The sequence below is a fragment of the Roseomonas alba genome (genome assembly GCF_019430885.1).
Lineage (GTDB): Bacteria > Pseudomonadota > Alphaproteobacteria > Acetobacterales > Acetobacteraceae > Neoroseomonas > Neoroseomonas alba.
In genome coordinates, this window is record NZ_JAHYBZ010000011.1 from 82,296 (window position 1) to 97,714 (window position 15,419).

At 69.7% G+C, this 15,419-nt stretch carries 16 protein-coding genes and 1 pseudogene; 8 read left to right on the forward strand and 9 right to left on the reverse strand.

Annotated elements, in window-relative coordinates:
- Positions 1-4: 4 nt before the first annotated feature.
- From KPL78_RS26105 to KPL78_RS26115, 3 genes are all read right to left on the reverse strand, one after another.
- Positions 5-847, reverse strand: a complete 843-nt coding sequence (locus KPL78_RS26105) for an amidohydrolase family protein (RefSeq protein ID WP_219765957.1) — start codon at positions 845-847, stop codon at positions 5-7.
- A 92-nt stretch (positions 848-939) separates the two neighbouring features.
- Positions 940-1,740 (reverse strand): IclR family transcriptional regulator domain-containing protein, encoded by an 801-nt coding sequence (locus tag KPL78_RS26110; RefSeq protein WP_369412867.1) that lies wholly within the window; start codon positions 1,738-1,740, stop codon positions 940-942.
- Entirely contained in the window at positions 1,737-2,753 is a 1,017-nt protein-coding gene (locus KPL78_RS26115) for an NAD(P)H-quinone oxidoreductase (RefSeq protein ID WP_219765961.1), read from the reverse strand. Before KPL78_RS26115 ends, KPL78_RS26110 begins: the two co-directional genes overlap by 4 nt.
- 171 nt (positions 2,754-2,924) lie before the next feature.
- On the opposite strand from KPL78_RS26115, the gene KPL78_RS26120 reads away from it, so the two are divergent.
- Genes KPL78_RS26120 through KPL78_RS26140 form a run of 5 tightly spaced genes read left to right on the forward strand, consistent with a single transcriptional unit; the run spans position 2,925 to position 7,187 of the window.
- Positions 2,925-3,923 (forward strand): Bug family tripartite tricarboxylate transporter substrate binding protein, encoded by a 999-nt coding sequence (locus KPL78_RS26120; protein WP_219765963.1) that lies wholly within the window; start codon positions 2,925-2,927, stop codon positions 3,921-3,923.
- The gene (locus KPL78_RS26125; RefSeq protein WP_219765965.1) at positions 3,920-4,741 is read left to right on the forward strand and encodes an amidohydrolase family protein; all 822 of its coding nucleotides are present in this window, start codon (positions 3,920-3,922) and stop codon (positions 4,739-4,741) included. Before KPL78_RS26120 ends, KPL78_RS26125 begins: the two co-directional genes overlap by 4 nt.
- A gap of 31 nt (positions 4,742-4,772) precedes the next feature.
- Entirely contained in the window at positions 4,773-5,756 is a 984-nt protein-coding gene (locus KPL78_RS26130; protein WP_219765967.1) for a Bug family tripartite tricarboxylate transporter substrate binding protein, read from the forward strand.
- A 15-nt stretch (positions 5,757-5,771) separates the two neighbouring features.
- The gene (locus KPL78_RS26135) at positions 5,772-6,731 is read left to right on the forward strand and encodes an NAD(P)-dependent oxidoreductase (protein WP_219765968.1); all 960 of its coding nucleotides are present in this window, start codon (positions 5,772-5,774) and stop codon (positions 6,729-6,731) included.
- Positions 6,732-6,749: 18 nt separating this feature from the next.
- Complete coding sequence (locus KPL78_RS26140) at positions 6,750-7,187, forward strand: nuclear transport factor 2 family protein (RefSeq protein ID WP_219765970.1); 438 nt, start codon at positions 6,750-6,752, stop codon at positions 7,185-7,187.
- Between the two features lie 21 nt (positions 7,188-7,208).
- Here KPL78_RS26140 and KPL78_RS26145 read toward each other — a convergent pair whose 3' ends face one another.
- The gene (locus KPL78_RS26145; RefSeq protein ID WP_219765972.1) at positions 7,209-7,982 is read right to left on the reverse strand and encodes an SDR family NAD(P)-dependent oxidoreductase; all 774 of its coding nucleotides are present in this window, start codon (positions 7,980-7,982) and stop codon (positions 7,209-7,211) included.
- A 194-nt stretch (positions 7,983-8,176) separates the two neighbouring features.
- Between KPL78_RS26145 and KPL78_RS26150 the strand changes: the two genes are divergently transcribed.
- A complete protein-coding gene (locus tag KPL78_RS26150) occupies positions 8,177-9,259 on the forward strand; it encodes a mandelate racemase/muconate lactonizing enzyme family protein (RefSeq protein ID WP_219765974.1) in 1,083 nt (360 codons plus the stop codon).
- Positions 9,260-9,271: 12 nt separating this feature from the next.
- Here the strand turns inward: KPL78_RS26150 and KPL78_RS26155 are convergent, their stop codons facing one another.
- Positions 9,272-10,225 (reverse strand): tripartite tricarboxylate transporter substrate binding protein, encoded by a 954-nt coding sequence (locus KPL78_RS26155; protein ID WP_219765975.1) that lies wholly within the window; start codon positions 10,223-10,225, stop codon positions 9,272-9,274.
- A gap of 205 nt (positions 10,226-10,430) precedes the next feature.
- Here KPL78_RS26155 and KPL78_RS26160 point away from each other — a divergent pair, with 205 nt between their 5' ends.
- Together KPL78_RS26160 and KPL78_RS26165 are read left to right on the forward strand one after the other, a co-directional pair.
- A complete protein-coding gene (locus KPL78_RS26160) occupies positions 10,431-11,423 on the forward strand; it encodes a Bug family tripartite tricarboxylate transporter substrate binding protein (RefSeq protein WP_219765976.1) in 993 nt (330 codons plus the stop codon).
- Positions 11,420-12,793, forward strand: coding sequence for an MmgE/PrpD family protein (locus tag KPL78_RS26165; protein WP_219765978.1), 1,374 nt, complete (start codon positions 11,420-11,422; stop codon positions 12,791-12,793). Before KPL78_RS26160 ends, KPL78_RS26165 begins: the two co-directional genes overlap by 4 nt.
- A gap of 283 nt (positions 12,794-13,076) precedes the next feature.
- On the opposite strand, the gene KPL78_RS26170 is transcribed toward KPL78_RS26165, so the two are convergent.
- From KPL78_RS26170 to KPL78_RS30920, 4 genes and pseudogenes are all read right to left on the reverse strand, one after another.
- Positions 13,077-13,859, reverse strand: coding sequence for an AAA family ATPase (locus tag KPL78_RS26170; protein ID WP_369412868.1), 783 nt, complete (start codon positions 13,857-13,859; stop codon positions 13,077-13,079).
- A gap of 21 nt (positions 13,860-13,880) precedes the next feature.
- The gene (locus tag KPL78_RS26175; protein WP_219766130.1) at positions 13,881-14,603 is read right to left on the reverse strand and encodes a Bug family tripartite tricarboxylate transporter substrate binding protein; all 723 of its coding nucleotides are present in this window, start codon (positions 14,601-14,603) and stop codon (positions 13,881-13,883) included.
- Entirely contained in the window at positions 14,537-15,091 is a 555-nt protein-coding gene (locus KPL78_RS26180) for an efflux RND transporter permease subunit (RefSeq protein ID WP_369412863.1), read from the reverse strand. Before KPL78_RS26180 ends, KPL78_RS26175 begins: the two co-directional genes overlap by 67 nt.
- 19 nt (positions 15,092-15,110) lie before the next feature.
- Positions 15,111-15,359: pseudogene (locus KPL78_RS30920) on the reverse strand (efflux RND transporter permease subunit); the annotation flags it as partial.
- Between the last annotated feature and the right edge of the window lie 60 nt (positions 15,360-15,419).

Below are 15,419 nucleotides of genomic sequence, written 5' to 3' on the forward strand. Positions count from 1 at the left end.
CCTCTCAGAAGCCGTAGAGCGCGGCGGGATTGTCGACGAGCAGACGCTGGTGGTCCGCAGGTGTCGGCGCGAAGTCGGGGATGAGGTTCAGCATCTCCATCTCATCCACCGGCGTGGCGAGGTTCGGATGCGGAAAATCCGTGCCCCACAGCACGCGATCGGGGGCGGCGCGCTGCAGCGCGCGCGCGAAAGGCAGAGCTTCGGCGAAGGGGGAGCGCGCCATGCGTTCCGCACCGCTCAGCTTCACCCAGATCCGCGGGTCCTCCATCAGCGCGAGCAGCGTCCGGAAGGCGGGCCCTTCGACGCCGAGCGCGGGATCGACGCGGCCCATATGGTCGATCACCACGGGCATGCCGGCGCCGCGGATGAACTCTTCCTTCTCCCGCACGCCATCGCCCTGCAGATGCAGCACCAGGTGCCAGCCCAGCGGCCGCACGCGGTCGGCGGCACGGCGCACCAGCGCCATGTCCGGCCCGCCGCCCAGTGCCTTGATGAAGTTGAAGCGGATGCCGCGCACACCCGCCGCATGCATCTCCTGCAGTTCGGCATCGGGCGTGGCATCGTCGATCATGGCGACGCCGCGATAGCGCGCAGGATCCGCACGCAGCGCATCGACCATGGCGCGGTTGTCGGTGCCGTGGCAGCTCGCCTGCACGATCACCGCGCGGCCCAGGCCAAGGCGGCGATGCAGCGTGGCCAGCACCTCCTTGGGCTTGTCCTCGGGCGTATAGGTGCGCGTCGTCGCATAAGGGAAGCGGTCGGCCGGGCCGAAGACGTGGCAATGCGCGTCGCAGGCCAGCTCCGGCACAGCATAGCGCGGCGTGGCGTGCCGCCCGTCGGACTGCATGGCGTTTCCTCGGATGTTGGCGGAAGGTTAGTGCCGCCCTGCCGCGACCCAGAAGGGCGATCTGCCCGCATTCCGCATCCTGGAATGCCGCGTCAGACCGGCCCGGCGGGCTCCGGCGTGTTGCCTTGAAGCCGCTTCATCGAAGTCGTGATCTCAAGGCTCGCCTGCCGCAGCGCCGGCACCAGATCCTCCAGCAAGGCGCGCTGCGAGACCGCCGAGCGGAAGAAGCTCATGCCGATGGTGCCGACCACCGCCGCATCCAGCATAATCGGCACGGCGACGGTGTTGGAGGAGCGCGGTTCCACCTTGGGGTCGCGCAGCGCATAGCCCTGGCGCCGCGTGGTGGCGATCACCATTCGCACCACGCGTTCGAGGTTCGGCGGGCGGTCCTCGGGGTCGCTCGAGACTTCAAGCATGCGCAGCAGGATGCGCAACTCCTCCTCCGGGCACCAGGCGAGATAGGCGCGGCCGAGCGCACGCGTCACCAGGCTGTGCCGCACGCCGATCGTCGCGTGGAAGGGCGACATGGTACTGCTCGCCGCCGTGCTGACGCTGATGGCGATGCGAGCGCCATCCAGCACCGCGATGGCCGCCGGCCAGCGCAGCCGGCGCGTCAGGTCCGCGACCCAGGGCCGGCCCGCCTGTGCCACCAGCGGTCCGCCGTGAAAGCCCGAGCTCAGCGCCTGAACATCCGAGGTGACGCGATAGCCGATGCCGCGCTCCCCCTTGGCCACCAGCCCCGCGGTCATCAGCGTGCCGAGCAGGCGCATGATGGTCGGCTTGGGCAGCAGCGTGACGCGGTGAAGCTGGTCCACCGTGGTGTGCTGCTGCCGGTTCAGCTCGCGCAGGATCGACAGGGCACGCAGGACGGACTGGACAGGCGGGTCGTTCAGTGTGCGGGCTCCGGGACGGCCATCGCGTCGTCGGCGACCGTCAGCACCAGCTTGCCGATCTGCGCGTTGGCGTCCAGCACCGCCTGCGCGGCTGCCGCTTCCTCCAGCCGGTGGATGCCGCAGATATGGGTCCGGATGCGGCCATCCTCCAGCAGCGGCCAGACCTGCTCCACCAGCTCCCGCGCGATGCGGCCCTTATAGGCCGGCGGGCGGGCACGCAGCGTGGAGCCCGTCAACGTGAGCCGGCGTATATAGACCTCGCGCGTGCTGATCTCCGCCGTGGGGGCGCGGTGGCTCGCGATGAGCACCAGCCGGCCGTCCATTGCGAGCAGCCCCATCTCGATCGGCGTGTAGTCGCCGCCCTGGCCGTCCAGGATGACGTCGACGCCGCGTCCGCCGGTCAGCGCGCGCACCTGGTCGGGCCAATCGGCCTCGCGGTAGTCGACCGCGTGCTGCGCGCCGTACTCAAGACAGACCGCGCGCTTGTCGGCGGAGCTGCTGGTGGCGATGACCGTCGCGCCGCGCAGTTCCCGGGCCATCTGCATCGCCGCCATGCCGACGCCGCTGGTGCCCCCCTGGACGAGCAGCGTCTCGCCCTCGGCGATGCGGCCCAGCCAGAAGACGTTGTTCCAGGCGGTGAAGAAGACTTCCGGCAGCGTCGCCGCCTGGGCAAAGCTGAAGCCGTGCGGCAGCGGCATGCATTGCGGCGCTGGCACCACGCAATACTCGGCATAGCCGCCGCCCGAGACCAGGGCGCAGACCGCATCGCCCGGGCGCGGCCAGTCGACGCCGGGTGCCACCGCCTCGACGATGCCCGCGACATCAAGGCCGGGGATGTCGGTGACCCCCGGCGGCGGCGGATACAGCCCCTTGCGCTGCTGCACATCCGGCCGGTTCACCCCGGCGGCGGCGACCCGCACCAGCACCTCCCCCGGCCCGCAGGCGGGCACCGGCCGATCGGCCAGCGCCAGCACCTCGGGGCCACCCTTGCCCCTGATCTCGATTGCCCGCATCGGCGCATCCTCCCAGATCCGGGCGTCACCTATCACGGCCCCCGAGCGGCGCACGGCCCCTCGCCCGCCATTCCGTATGCCGGAATTCGGGCACGGCATCGTGGATGGCCTTGGCCGGCCTGCATAGGCTGCTGCGCAACGGCACGGGCTCACGCGCCGCGGAGGAACACCATGCCGCCAGGCCTCGACCGGGATGCCCGCCGCCCCATCGGACTGCCGCGCCGGGCGCTGCTGACCGGCGCTGCCCTCACCGTGGCATCACCATCCTTGGCACAGGACGCCTGGCCCGGCCGACCCACACGCATCATCGTCCCCTTCGCGCCCGGCGGGACCACCGACATCCCGGCTCGCATCATCGCGGAAGTCCTGCAGCGCAAGCTCGGCAAGCCCTTCGTGGTGGAGAACCGTTCCGGCGCCGGCGGTGCCGTCGGCATCCGTGCCGCGGTGCAATCGACCGATGGGCACACGCTGCTCCACACCACATCCGCGGTCGCCGTGGTGCCGGCGCTGCAGCGCGATCCGGGCTTCGATCCGATGACCGACCTGGTGCCGGTCACCATGACGGCCGCCTCGCCCATCCTGCTGGTGGTGCGTGAGGATTCGCCGTTCCGCGACTTCCTCGCCTACCTGGCCAAGGCGCGGGCCGAACCGGGCAAGGTCAGCTTCAGCTCCTCGGGCATCGGCACCACGGTGCACCTCGCCGCCGAGGTGCTGCGCGCGCGCGGCCGCGTCGACCTGCTGCACATCCCTTATCGCGGCTCCGCACCCTCTGCGACGGCGGTGCTGGCCGGGGAGGTCGATTCCGGCTTCCTCAGCCCGATCGAGGTGTTACCGCATATCCGCGCCGGCCGCATGCGCGCGCTGGCGAATTGCGCGCTGACGCGCACGTTGCTGCCGGATGTGCCGACCATCGCGGAATCCGTGCCGGAATACGACGGCGTGCAGCTCTGGTTCGCCCTGTTCGGCGGGCGCGACCTGCCGCCCGGCGCGGCAGCGATGCTGATGCGCGAGCTCGCACCGCTGCGCCAGGGCTCGGTGCTGACCGAACGCATGGCGGAAGTCGGCGCCGAGACCATGCTGGACGGGCCGGACCCGCTGGCGGCGCGCATGCGGGCCGAGGTGCCGCTCTGGAAGACCATCGTCGAAGCCGCAGGAATACCACGCGAATGACCGAGACCGCCGGGCCGACCGATACGCCGCTCGTGGACACGCACTTTCATCTCTACACCACGGACATGCCGCTCACCTCCTGGGCCTGGCACCACCCGCCCGAGGACGCCTCGGCCGAGCAGTTCGTCGACATCATGGATCGTCACGGCGTCGGCTTCGGCGTCGTCGCGGCGGCGAGCCTGCACGGGCAGTACAACGACTATGTCATCCGGTCCCTGCGCCGGTATCCGCGGCTGCGCGCGACCGCCTATGTGCGGCCGGACACCGACATGTACACGCTGGAGCGGATGAAGGCCGAAGGCATCGTCGGCATCCGCCTGTTCTTCCGCCGCGTGCCGGATCCGCCGGACCTCAGCTCCTATGAATATCGGCTACTGCTGCGCCGCGTGCGGGACCTTGACTGGCATGTGCACACGCTGGTCAGCGGCGAGGCGCTGCCGGGCGTCATCAAGGCCGTCGAGGATGCCGGCGTGAAGCTGGTGATCGACCATTTCGGCAAGCCGGACGAACGCCTCGGCGTCAATTGCCCGGGCTTCAAGGCGCTGCTCGCGGCGGTGGAACGCGGCCGCACCTGGGTAAAGATGTCCGCCGGCTTCCGCGCGCCCTCGCGCGAGGCCGCGCGCAGCTATGCCCAGGCGCTGCTGCGCGTTTCGGGCGGGGAGCGGCTGCTGTGGGGTAGCGACTGGCCCTTCGCCGCCTTCGAGGACAAGGCGACCTATGCCCAGGCCGTCGCGGATCTGCACGACTGGGTGCCGGATGCCGCGACGCGCCGGCTGATCGGCGGCGACACGCCCATGCGGCTGTATTTCGGCGCCTGACCATTCGCAACGAACCGGGGAGGAGCAGACCATGTCCATGATCACACGGCGGCAGATCGGCGGGCTCGCGCTGGGCGCGGGCATCGCGGTGGCAGCGCGCGACGTCGCGGCGCAAGCCTGGCCGGCGCGCCCCGTCACCATCATCGTGCCCTGGCCGGCGGGCGGCTCGACGGATGTGCTGGCGCGCTCCATCGCCAACTACTTCACCGAGAAGTTCGGCCAGTCCTTCGTGATCGACAATCGGTCGGGCGCGAACGGCAATATCGGCACGGCCGCCGTGGCCCGCTCGGCCCCGGATGGCTACACGCTGATGGTCACGACGAACGGCCCGATCACCAACAACACGCTGTTGTTCAAGTCGATGCCCTACAATCCGACGACAGACCTGACGCCCATCGCCGCGCTCGCCGAATTGCCGATCGTGCTCGCCGCGCGCAGCCAGATGCCCTACAGCAACGTGCGGGAGCTCATCGACTACGCCAAGGCCAATCCGGACAAGGTGAATTGTGGCACCCCGCCGCTCGGCTCGGCGGCGCATCTTGCGGTCGAGCTGTTGATGTACCGCACCGGCATCCGCCTCAACATCGTGCCCTATCGCGGCTCCGCCCCGCTCACGAACGACCTGCTGGCCGGCGCGGTGGATATGGGCATCGACCTCGTCACCACCTATCTGCCGCATATCGAGAACGGCACGCTGAAGGCGCTCGGCGTGACCTCGGCTGCACCTATCCCGCAATTGCCGCGGACGCCGCCGGTTCAAGCGCAGGGTGTCCCGGATTTCCAGGCCACCGGCTGGATCTCCCTACTCGGCCCCGCGCATATGCCCGAGGTCATGATCGGCGCGCTGAACGAGGCAGCCAACAGCTATCTCGCGCTCGATGCGACCAAGGCCATGCTGCCGCCGCTCGGCCTGACGCCGCTCGGCGGCACGCCCACCGACCTGACGCGCCGCATGGCCGCCGAGGTGGCGCTGTGGCGGCCGATCATCCAGGCCGCCGGCATCTCGATCGACTGACGGAGGCCTGCCATCGTGTTCCGTCGTCCCGGCGTCACCAACGGCGCCATCGGTAGCGTGCCCTATATGCGCGACCTGATCCGCACCGCGTATCCGGACGCGAAGTTCAATGAGGATATCCGCCACCGGATGACGGCGGAGGAGATCATCGCCTTCCTCGCCGATTGCGACTGCGCGATCATGGGCGGCGACGTGGTGAATGACCGCGTGCTCGAGGCGCTGCCCCATATCCGCAACATCGGCATCTTCGGGGTCGGGCTGAACACGGTGGACCTCGCGGCCTGCCAGCGCCATGGCGTGCGGCTGGGCTTCACGCCCGGCGTCAATCGCCTGGCGGTGGCCGAACTCGCGCTGTGCTTCATGATCGCCGGGCTGCGCTGGGTCACGCCGCTCAGCCTGGCGATGCGCAACGGCGAAAGGCCGCGCACCCGCGTCGGCCGCAGCCTGACCGGGCGCACCGTCGGCCTGCATGGCTGCGGCCATATCGGCAAGGAGGTGGTGCGCCTCCTCCGGCCCTTCGGCTGCACCATCATCACCCACGACATCCGCGACTATCCCGAGTTCTACGCCGCGCATGGCGTCACCCCGGTCGGCTTCGACGAATTGCTGGAGCGGTCGGAGGTGCTGTCTCTGCACATCCCGCGCGGCCGGGCGACGGAGAATCTCTACGACGCCGCGACGCTCGCCCGCCTGCGGCCCGACTGCGTCCTGGTCAACACCTGCCGTGGCGGCATCGTCAACGAGGATGCGCTGCTCGAACGGCTGGAGAGCGGCGCGCTGGTCGCCGCCTGCATCGACGTCTTCGCCCATGAACCGGCGGAGAATGACCGCCTGCTGCGCCAGCCCAATCTGCTGTCCACCCCGCATGCCGGGGCCAGCACGAAGGAGGCGCGCATCGCCATGGTCCAGGCCGCGCTGCGCGGGCTGGACGAAGGGACGCTGGTCGATCCGGCGCAATTCACCGACTACCTGTAAGGCAAGGGACACACCGCCATGGCCATCGACGAGCTGCGCATCCGGCAGGAGCTGGAAATGCTGAACATCGCCTTCTGGCGCGATGTCGATTCCGACTGGGGCCGCAATGCCCACGAATTCTTCACCGAGGACGGCGTCTACACCACCAGCCACAAGGCACGGCAGGGCCATGAGGCGATCAAGGGCTTCTATTCCGAGCGAGAGTCGCGGGGCGACCGCGTCGCACGGCACCTGATCCACAACTTCCACGTCATCGTGCATGACGAGAACCACGCGACGGCAGAATGGACCATGTGCCTCTACGCTGAGGACGGCAAGCCGCCGCTGATGTCCGAGCCGCCGATCCTGATCGGTGCGGTGACCGACGAATGCGTGCGCGGCGCGGATGGCAAGTGGCGCTACGCCTCCCGCACCACGAAGCCGCTGTTCAAGGGCAGCCGGCCGACCTCAGGCTGAGGACGGCCGGCGCGACGGGGATCACAGATGTCGCCCGCCATCCACCAGCAGCGTGGTCCCCGTCGTCAGGCGCAGATGCGTCACCGCCGCCGCCACGGCGATGGCCACGTCATCGGCCTGGCAGACCGTCTTCAGCGGCGACAGGGAGGCCTGCCTCAGCACCGCCTCGCGACTGCGCCCGGGGACGAAGTCGGTATCGACCCCGGCGGGCGAGATGCCGATGATGCGGATCTCCGGCCCCAGCACCCGGGCGAGCGACATCGCCATGGTGTCGAGCCCCGCCTTCGACGCGCAATAGGCGACCGAGCTGCCGAGCCCGGTCATCGCCGCCAGCGAGGAGATGTTGACCACCACCGCATCGCCGCTGCGCCGCAGCAGCGGGACGAAGCTGCGGATCACCGCGAAGGGCCCGCGTACATTGGTGATCAGGATGCTGTCGAAGGTCGCATCGTCCATGGCCTCGAGGTCACCATGCGGCACTGCGCGCGTCGTCCCGGCGGAATTCACCAGCACGTCGGCGCGGCCGTAGCGCGCGTCGACTTCGGCCGCCGCGGCGCGGATCGCCGCCGTATCGGTGAGCGGCAGGTGCAGCGGCATGTGGCCGCTGCCGGGCAGCGCCGCGGCCAGGGCCTCCGCCCGGTCGCGCCCGCTATTGTAGCCGATGACGATCCGCGCCCCGAGCTCCGCCAGGCGCTGCGCCGAGGCCGCGCCGATGCCGCTGCTGGCGCCGGTGATCACCGCGACGCGTCCATCGAGGCTCAAGGGGCCGAGATTGCCGTTCTTCAATTCGCTCATGCCGTCTGTCTCCCTGTATCGCCGGTCGTCACGGCAGGGCCGGGCCCGATCGCTGGCCGCCCGCCGGCTCGTCCCGCTGCGCCGCGCATCTTGCGGCCGCAACGCGTGGTCGCGCGACACGCCGCACCGGCCGTTCCGGATGGCGAAATCGGGGCCGCTTCATCGTCCGCACCAGCATCGAAGGACCACAACCGATGACCGACACTCCGGGCGCGCGCATCGCCAGCGCAACGCTGCATCCCTGCACCCAGCGCCAGGCGGATGCCAACTGGACCTTCGCCCGCGCCACCGTGCCGGAACTGCAGGGCTGGGTGCTCGCCCTGACGGATGGGGATGGCGTCACCGGGCTCGGCTATGCCCATGCGATCCCCGCGATCTCCACCCATGGCGCCGGCGCCGAAGCGGCGCTGCACTTCCTGCGGCCCCTGCTGGTGGGGCGCGACGTGGCGGATCTCGCCGCGATCATGGATCTGGTCGAGGCCTCGCTGGCCGGCAGCCGCTCGGTGAAGGCGGCGATCGACATGGCGCTGCACGACCTCGCGGCGCGGCGTGCCGGCCTGCCACTTTCGGCCCTGATGGGCGGGCGTTTCCGCGACCGCATTCCGCAATCGCGCATCCTGCCGATCAAGGCGCCGGAGGCCATGGCCGCGGCTGCGGCCGCGCTCGCCGCGAAGGGCTATCGTAGCCTGAAGCTCAAGCTCTCCGGCGACGGCGCGCTCGATGCCCGGCGCGTCGCCGAGGTGCGCGCGGCGGTCGGCGTCGACATCGCATTGACCCTCGATCCGAACCAGTCCTACAGCGCGAAAGGCTTCCTCGCGGCCTGGACGCGGATCGAGCCCTTCGACATCGCGCTGGTCGAGCAGCCGGTCCCCGCGGCCGATTGGAAGGGCCTGGCGCTGCTCACCCGCACCCTGCCGGTGCCAGTCGAGGCGGATGAGACGGTGGAGACCGTCGCCGACGTCCTGCGCGTGGTGGAAGGCCGCGTCGCGGATGTCGTGAACCTGAAGCTCACCAAGCTCGGCGGCGTGCGCAACTTCGTCACCGCCGCGCGAATCCTGGAGGCCGGGCAGGTCGCGACGCGCATGGGTGCCGCCTTCGGCCCGGCGCTGCTGCAGGCGGCCTCGGCCCATGCTGCCGCCTCGCTACGGCAGCTACCCTTCGCCTGCGAGCTGTCGGAACACGACCACATCCTCGACGATCCCTTCACGCCGCTGCCGATCGAGGACGGCATGATCGCGGTGCCGGCGGGGCCGGGCTGTGGCGTCGTCTATGCGTGAACCGTCAGCGTCCTACCGGATGTCGAGCGTCCGGATCAGCCGCGCATTGGCCGCATCCTCCTCGGCCAGCGCCGTGGCGAGCTGACGGCGGTCAAGCAACACCACCTCGTTGTAGGCGCGCCGCATCGCATCGGCATAGGCCGGCGCCGCGGCCGCCTGCAGGAAGGCCTGCTCGAGCCGGTCGAGGATCGGCACCGGCGTCTCCTTCGGCGCGAAGAAGGCAAAGCGCGTCACCAGCTCGACATCGAGCCCTGCCTGCTTCAGCGTGACCAGGTCGGGCAGCGCGGTGATGCGGGATGCGCCGGTCTGCGCCAGGGGGATGATGCCATGCGATTCGACCGTCGGCATGATGATGCCGGGCGCGCCGGAGACCAGGTCGATATCGCCGGCGAGCAGCGCGGCCATGGCCGGCGCGATGCCCTGGTATGGCACCTGCAGCAGCTTCACATCAGCGGCGCGGGCCAGCGCCTCGGCGGCCAAGTGCGGCGTGCTGCCGATGCCCGGCGAGCCGATGCTGACACTCTCGGGCTGCCGCCGCGCCTCGGCCAGCATCTCGTCGATGGCGCGGAAGCGGGCGCCGCGCTTGGCCGCGATCATGATGGGAATGGCAACCAGGTTGCAGATCGGCGCGAAATCCGCCGCCGAATAGGGCTGGTTCTGCAGGCGCGGCACCACGGTCAGCGCCGCCGTGCTGGCGAAGAGCAGGGTGTAGCCATCCGCAGCGCTGGTGCGGACGCGGTTGGCGCCGACGCCGCCCCCGCCGCCGGGGACGGAATCGATCACCACGGGTTGGCCCAGCGCCTGGCCGAATTCCTGTTGCAGCAGCCGGATGTACTGGTCCGTGCCGCCGGCGGCATAGGGGACGATGACGCGGATGGCGCGGTTGGGATAGCTCTCTGGCCCCGCTCCGCCGGCGACAAGGGCGGTCGCGGCGGCAAGCAGCATAGGGCGGCGCGTGGTTTGCATCGTTTCTTCCTCCCGACCTTTCTGCCGAGCCCGCATCCTGCCCGATGGCGGGCAGCGGGCCGCGTCACCTCTGTTCGTTTTCCGTATTGCGGAATGATCGCGGGCAAACCGGGCGACGCGCCGGGGCGGCTGCTAGAGCAGGTGAGCGGACCGACGCCGCTGCGACGTCGGCAACACGCAGACGTCCAAGACAAGGGAGGCAATGATGACCGGTGACGGGACGAGGCGGGAGGCGCGGTCCCCGGCCTGGACACGCCGCCTGCTGCTGGGCGGGGTCGCCGCCGCGCTGGGCGTGCCGGCACAGGCCGCCTTCACCGACCGTCCGATCCGCATGATCGTCGCCTATGCCGCCGGCGGCACGGGCGACCTGGTCGGCCGCATGGTGGCGGAAGCGCTGTCGCAGCGGCTCGGCGTACCGGTCGTGGTGGAAAACCAGGGCGGGGCGGGTGGTGCCATCGCGGCGCGCGCCGTCAGCCGCGCGGCACCGGACGGCACTACCATCCTGCTGGCGGGCAATGCGATCTTCGCGATCCTCCCGCATATCGCGAATGTCGGCTACGACCCGGTCACCGGCTTCACCGCCATCGCCAATATCAGCGAATCGCAGCGGCTGCTCGCGGTGCGCAACACGCTGCCGGTGACGACGCTGGCCGAGCTGGTCGCCTATGGGAAGAACAACCCCGGCAAGCTCAACTACGGCTCCTCCGGCGTCGGCTCCACGCTGCATGTGATGACCGAGATGTTCCGCCGCGAAGCCGGCATCGACGCGACGCATATCCCTTTCCGCGGCTCGGCGCCGGGGGTGCAGGCCATGCTGAGCGGCGATGTGGACTTCATGATCGATACCGTGGTGATCCAGCATGTCCAGCAGGGGCGCCTGCGCGGCTTGGCGGCCGTGGGCGACCGCCGCCTACCGCAATTCCCCGATATCCCGACGCTCGCCGAACAGGGCTATCCCAATGTTCGTACCTCAGGCTGGCAGGCGCTGATGGGCCCGCCGAACATGCCGCCCGAGATCGTCGCCACCTACGCCGAGGCTGTGGAGGCCATGCTGCGCGATCCCGCCTTCCTCGAACGCCTAGGGCGCGTCGGCGTCGTGCCGAGCTACCGCTCGCCCGCCCAACTCGCCGAGGATCTGCGCGAGGACAACCGGCAGTTCGGCGCCATCATCCGCACCGCCGGGATCACCGGGGAATGACGGGTCTGAATGCGCGTGCCGCTGCATGGGTGGCCGCGCTGTCGCTGGAGGACGTGCCGCAAGCGGTGGTGGAGAGCACAAAGCTGCGCATCCTAGACCTGGTGGGCGTGATGCTGGCGGCGCGCCAGCTCGACCTCGTCGTCGCGGCGAAGCGGGCGGCGCTGGCGGTGGATCAGGGCGCGGGGGCGCGCATCCTCGGCGATGCCGAGGATGTCTCGCCGATGGCCGCGGCCTTCGTGAACGGCGTCATGACCGCCGCGTTGGAATTCGACGACACCCATATCGAGAGCTTCATCCACCCGACTGCCCCGGTGGTCGCCGTCGCGTTCCCCGAATGCCAGCGGCGCCACCTGTCCGGCCGCGCGCTGATCGAGGCTGTGCTGGTGGGCAGCGAGTTGACCTGCCGGCTTGGCCTCGTCACGCCGGTGCGGCTGCATACGCTGGGCTTCCATCCGACGGCGGTCTTCGGCGTGTTCGGCGGCGTCTATGGGCTGGCGAAGCTGCGAGGCCACGGCGCCGGGCTGATCGCGGACGCGATCGGCGCGGCGGGCAGCCTGTCGGCCGGGATCAACGCCTCCTTCGAGGATGGTAGCTCGACCAAGATGATGCATGTCGGCATGGCAGCGACCGGCGCGATGCGTGCCCTCGCACTCGCCGAGGCCGGCATCTCCGGCCCGAGGCCGGTCTTCGACGGCCGCTTCGGCTGGTTCCGCAGCCATGTGCAGGGCCGCGACGATCTGCGCTTCGCGGCGTTCTGCGATGGGCTGGGCGAGGTGTGGGAGGTGCTCAACATCGCCTCCAAGGTGCATCCCTGCGCCTTCACCATGATGCCGCATATCGAATGCGCCCTGGTGCTGCGCGAACAGCACGGGATCCGGCCGGAGGACCTCGTCGGCGTGACCTGCCGGATCGGTCAGCGATCCTTCGCGACGATGTGCGAGCCGGTGGCCGACAAGCGCCGTCCGGCCACCACCTGGCATGGTCGCATCAGCCTGCAGCATACGGTGGCGGAGGCCCTGGTCCGCGGACGGATGGACAAGGACGCCTATGCCGAGGCGAGCCTGCGCGATCCCGCCATCAATGCCATCGCCGATCTCGTCGAGTACGAGGATGATCCCGGCACCACCGCCACGCGATCCGGCGGCGGGGTGGCAGTAAGGCTTCGCGATGGCCGGGTGGTATCGCATCGTATCGACGACATGCGCGGAACGCGTGCCAACCCTATGGCGGAAGCGGACATCCTCGCGAAGTTCCGCGCCAATACGGACGGCGTCCTAACGCCGGCGCAGGCGGAGCGGGCAGCCGAGGGCTTTCTTCGGCTCGACAGGCTGGACGATGTCGCGTCGCTCTTCCATGGCCTGGCCCCTTGAGTCCGATGGTGGCCAAGCGTGGCCAGCGGGCCTCGGCGGCCGATGACGGATATCCAATCCTAGGCACTGCTTTGCACGGACATTGTGTGATCATGAGGAGGCCGCCCGGGAAGAGTCGATCAGGGCGCACGGGGCGACTGGCGCGAGCTGGCGGACCGAGCTGAGGCAGTGACAGACCCCCCGGTGCATCACGGCGGTAGGCTCAGACACGACGGCTCCATCCACTACGCCGCGCGCCCGGCGAGTCCGGAATCGAGCCGCGCGCTGGCAGCCTTGGCAACGGCTACGACAATGCCTTGAAGACGGATGCTGCTGCCGTTCCGTTCGCCGCGGTCGGCGGCGGCAGCTTCATCGTCCCCGATCGCATGGAAGGGGTCTCCGATGTCACGCGGATCGAACACCACGCGGTCACTAACGCCGTCGGCGCGGCCTGCGCGCAAGTGGGTGGCGAAGTGGACTGGATCACGTCAGATCCGGAGATCATCCAGCGGCACGTCGGATTCGCCACGTGCCCGAGCAGACTGATCGTGCAGCCATGACGCGCCGCGATGGAGCGCAGATGGCGCACTAGCAGCTTCACGAAGGTGGCGTCGTTCTCGTTAGCGTTCAGGAAGTCACCGGCGGGATCCAGCACCAGTAGCCGCACCTTGCGACCCGTCTCCGTTGCAACGCTGGTGCGTAGGCGGTCGAGGCCGTCGATCGGGAACGCCGTCAAGGCCGCGACACGTCCTTCCGCTGTGACGAGGGCGGGGTCGAAGCCCGGAAGATCGAGTGCAGGGATGACGAAACAGGGCGCGCCGTCGCGCCGGCCCAGCGGATCCAATGCCGCGATCCGACGGTGCACTTCCGCCGTGTCGTCCTCGAGGGTCAGGAAGACGCTGGCGCCCGCCGCTTCCAGCGGGATCTGGCTGCCCAGGACCGAGAAGCCGCCGAGCGCGACCAATGACTTCGCAATGCCTCCCGCGCCAAAGATCAGCCCCACCTTCCCCAGCGGCATCAACGGCGCGAGCAGGAACTCCTGAGGCGGAGGCGCTCGACCGGTCGGACGGGGCTGGCCCCTCGTGATAAGCCATCGTCGCGCCGCGGCTCACGTTTTCGGAATCTGTGCCAGGGCCACGAACTCCCCCCACCTCTGCAATTCGCTCGCGTTGAATTCGCCTAGCTGCTCAGGTGTACCGGGGGCAGTGTTGATACCGAGGTTACGGAAGAACGCCGTTCCCTCCGGGCTAAGGATCGCCTCGACGAAGGCCCTGTTCAGCGTCCCGATGATCTCGGGCGGCGAACCGGCTCTGGCGTGGATCGCATTCCAGGACGCAAAGTCGAAGTCCGGCAGGCCGGACTCCTGCATCGTTGGCACGTCTGGCAGCGCGACGCTGCGAGTCCGCGAGGTGACCGCGATCGGCCGCAGGGTGCCAGCCTGCACATGTCCCCTAGTTGGCCCCATGTCGGTGACGACGAACTGGAGGCGTCCGGCGAGTAGGTCCGTTATCGCTTCCGGAGTGCCGCGGTAGGAGATCTGCTCCGCCTGGAAGCCGCCACGGCGCATCAGCAGGTGCGCCGCTACCAAGCTACCGGTGTTCCCGGTGCCGAAGTTCATCTGGCGCTGCTCCGCCTTCGCGTATTCCAGGAACTCGGAAAGCGTCTGCGCCGGGAAGTCGGACCTCACGAAGAGGGCGAGTGGTGCCAGACCGATCAACGTGACTGGCGCGAAGTCGCGGATCGGATCGTACCCGGGTTCGCGCATCAGCTGCGGGTTGGCGGCATGGGTGGAGTTCGTGCTGAAGATGACCGCGTTTCCGTCGGGCGCCAGACGGGCTGCGGCTCGCGCGGCAAGACCACCGCGGCATTGGGCAGGGTGGCGAAGCCGTCGATCGACAGACCGGGGAAGGCGACGACGCTCTCGACGCCAGGCGCCTCCAGCATCATGCGCGACATCTCGCGCGCCATGGCCTCGCTGCGCTCGATGGAGGTGCCGGCCAGCAGGATGGCGATGCCGACCAGGTAGTACTTGTCCTGCTGCGACACGAAGCTCGTTGGCACCCGCTGCAGCCCGGTCCAGGCAAGGCCGAGCAGCCCGGCATAGAGCACGAGCGCCGCTGCCCCCGCCCGCGCCGCCCGCCGCACGAAGCCGCCATAGGCTGCGGCCGTCGCGTCGAAGCCCCGGTTGAACAGCCGGAAGAAGGCACCGAGCGGCCCGCGATGCGGCGCGCCGTGCGGGCGCAGCATGACGCCGGCGAGCGCCGGGCTCAGCGTCAGCGAGTTGATCGCGGAGAGCACCGTCGAGACCGCGATGGTCACCGCGAACAGGGCGGTAGAACTCGCCCTGCAGCCCGGCGAGAAAGGCCGCCGGCGCGAAGACCGCCGCGAGCACCGAGGTGATGGCGACGATGGGGCCGGTCACTTCCTCCATCGCCTGCCACGCAGCCGCCTTCGGCGCGAGGCCCGAGGCTTCCAACAGACGCGAGTTGCTGACCATTCCACGACGTGCCGGCGCGTCCGGCAGCAGGGTCGTCGAGATGGTACACCTGCGGTCGGGCGGGGCGATCAAGGACAGGCCGCGGCGCATCGAGGCTTACGTCCGCGCCGCTTCCTGGGAGGGCGGCTTCCCGGCAAAGCAGACATTCGC

Bases quoted from the DNA above. Each gene is read 5' to 3' on its own strand.
- KPL78_RS26120 (WP_219765963.1), top strand. From the start codon at position 2,925: ATGCCGCCAGGCCTCGACCGGGATGCCCGCCGCCCCATCGGACTGCCG.
- KPL78_RS26125 (WP_219765965.1), top strand. From the start codon at position 3,920: ATGACCGAGACCGCCGGGCCGACCGATACGCCGCTCGTGGACACGCAC.
- KPL78_RS26160 (WP_219765976.1), top strand. From the start codon at position 10,431: ATGACCGGTGACGGGACGAGGCGGGAGGCGCGGTCCCCGGCCTGGACA.
- KPL78_RS26150 (WP_219765974.1), top strand. From the start codon at position 8,177: ATGACCGACACTCCGGGCGCGCGCATCGCCAGCGCAACGCTGCATCCC.
- KPL78_RS26140 (WP_219765970.1), top strand. From the start codon at position 6,750: ATGGCCATCGACGAGCTGCGCATCCGGCAGGAGCTGGAAATGCTGAAC.
- KPL78_RS26165 (WP_219765978.1), top strand. From the start codon at position 11,420: ATGACGGGTCTGAATGCGCGTGCCGCTGCATGGGTGGCCGCGCTGTCG.
- KPL78_RS26130 (WP_219765967.1), top strand. From the start codon at position 4,773: ATGTCCATGATCACACGGCGGCAGATCGGCGGGCTCGCGCTGGGCGCG.
- KPL78_RS26115 (WP_219765961.1), bottom strand. From the start codon at position 2,753: ATGCGGGCAATCGAGATCAGGGGCAAGGGTGGCCCCGAGGTGCTGGCG.
- KPL78_RS26105 (WP_219765957.1), bottom strand. From the start codon at position 847: ATGCAGTCCGACGGGCGGCACGCCACGCCGCGCTATGCTGTGCCGGAG.
- KPL78_RS26145 (WP_219765972.1), bottom strand. From the start codon at position 7,982: ATGAGCGAATTGAAGAACGGCAATCTCGGCCCCTTGAGCCTCGATGGA.
- KPL78_RS26155 (WP_219765975.1), bottom strand. From the start codon at position 10,225: ATGCAAACCACGCGCCGCCCTATGCTGCTTGCCGCCGCGACCGCCCTT.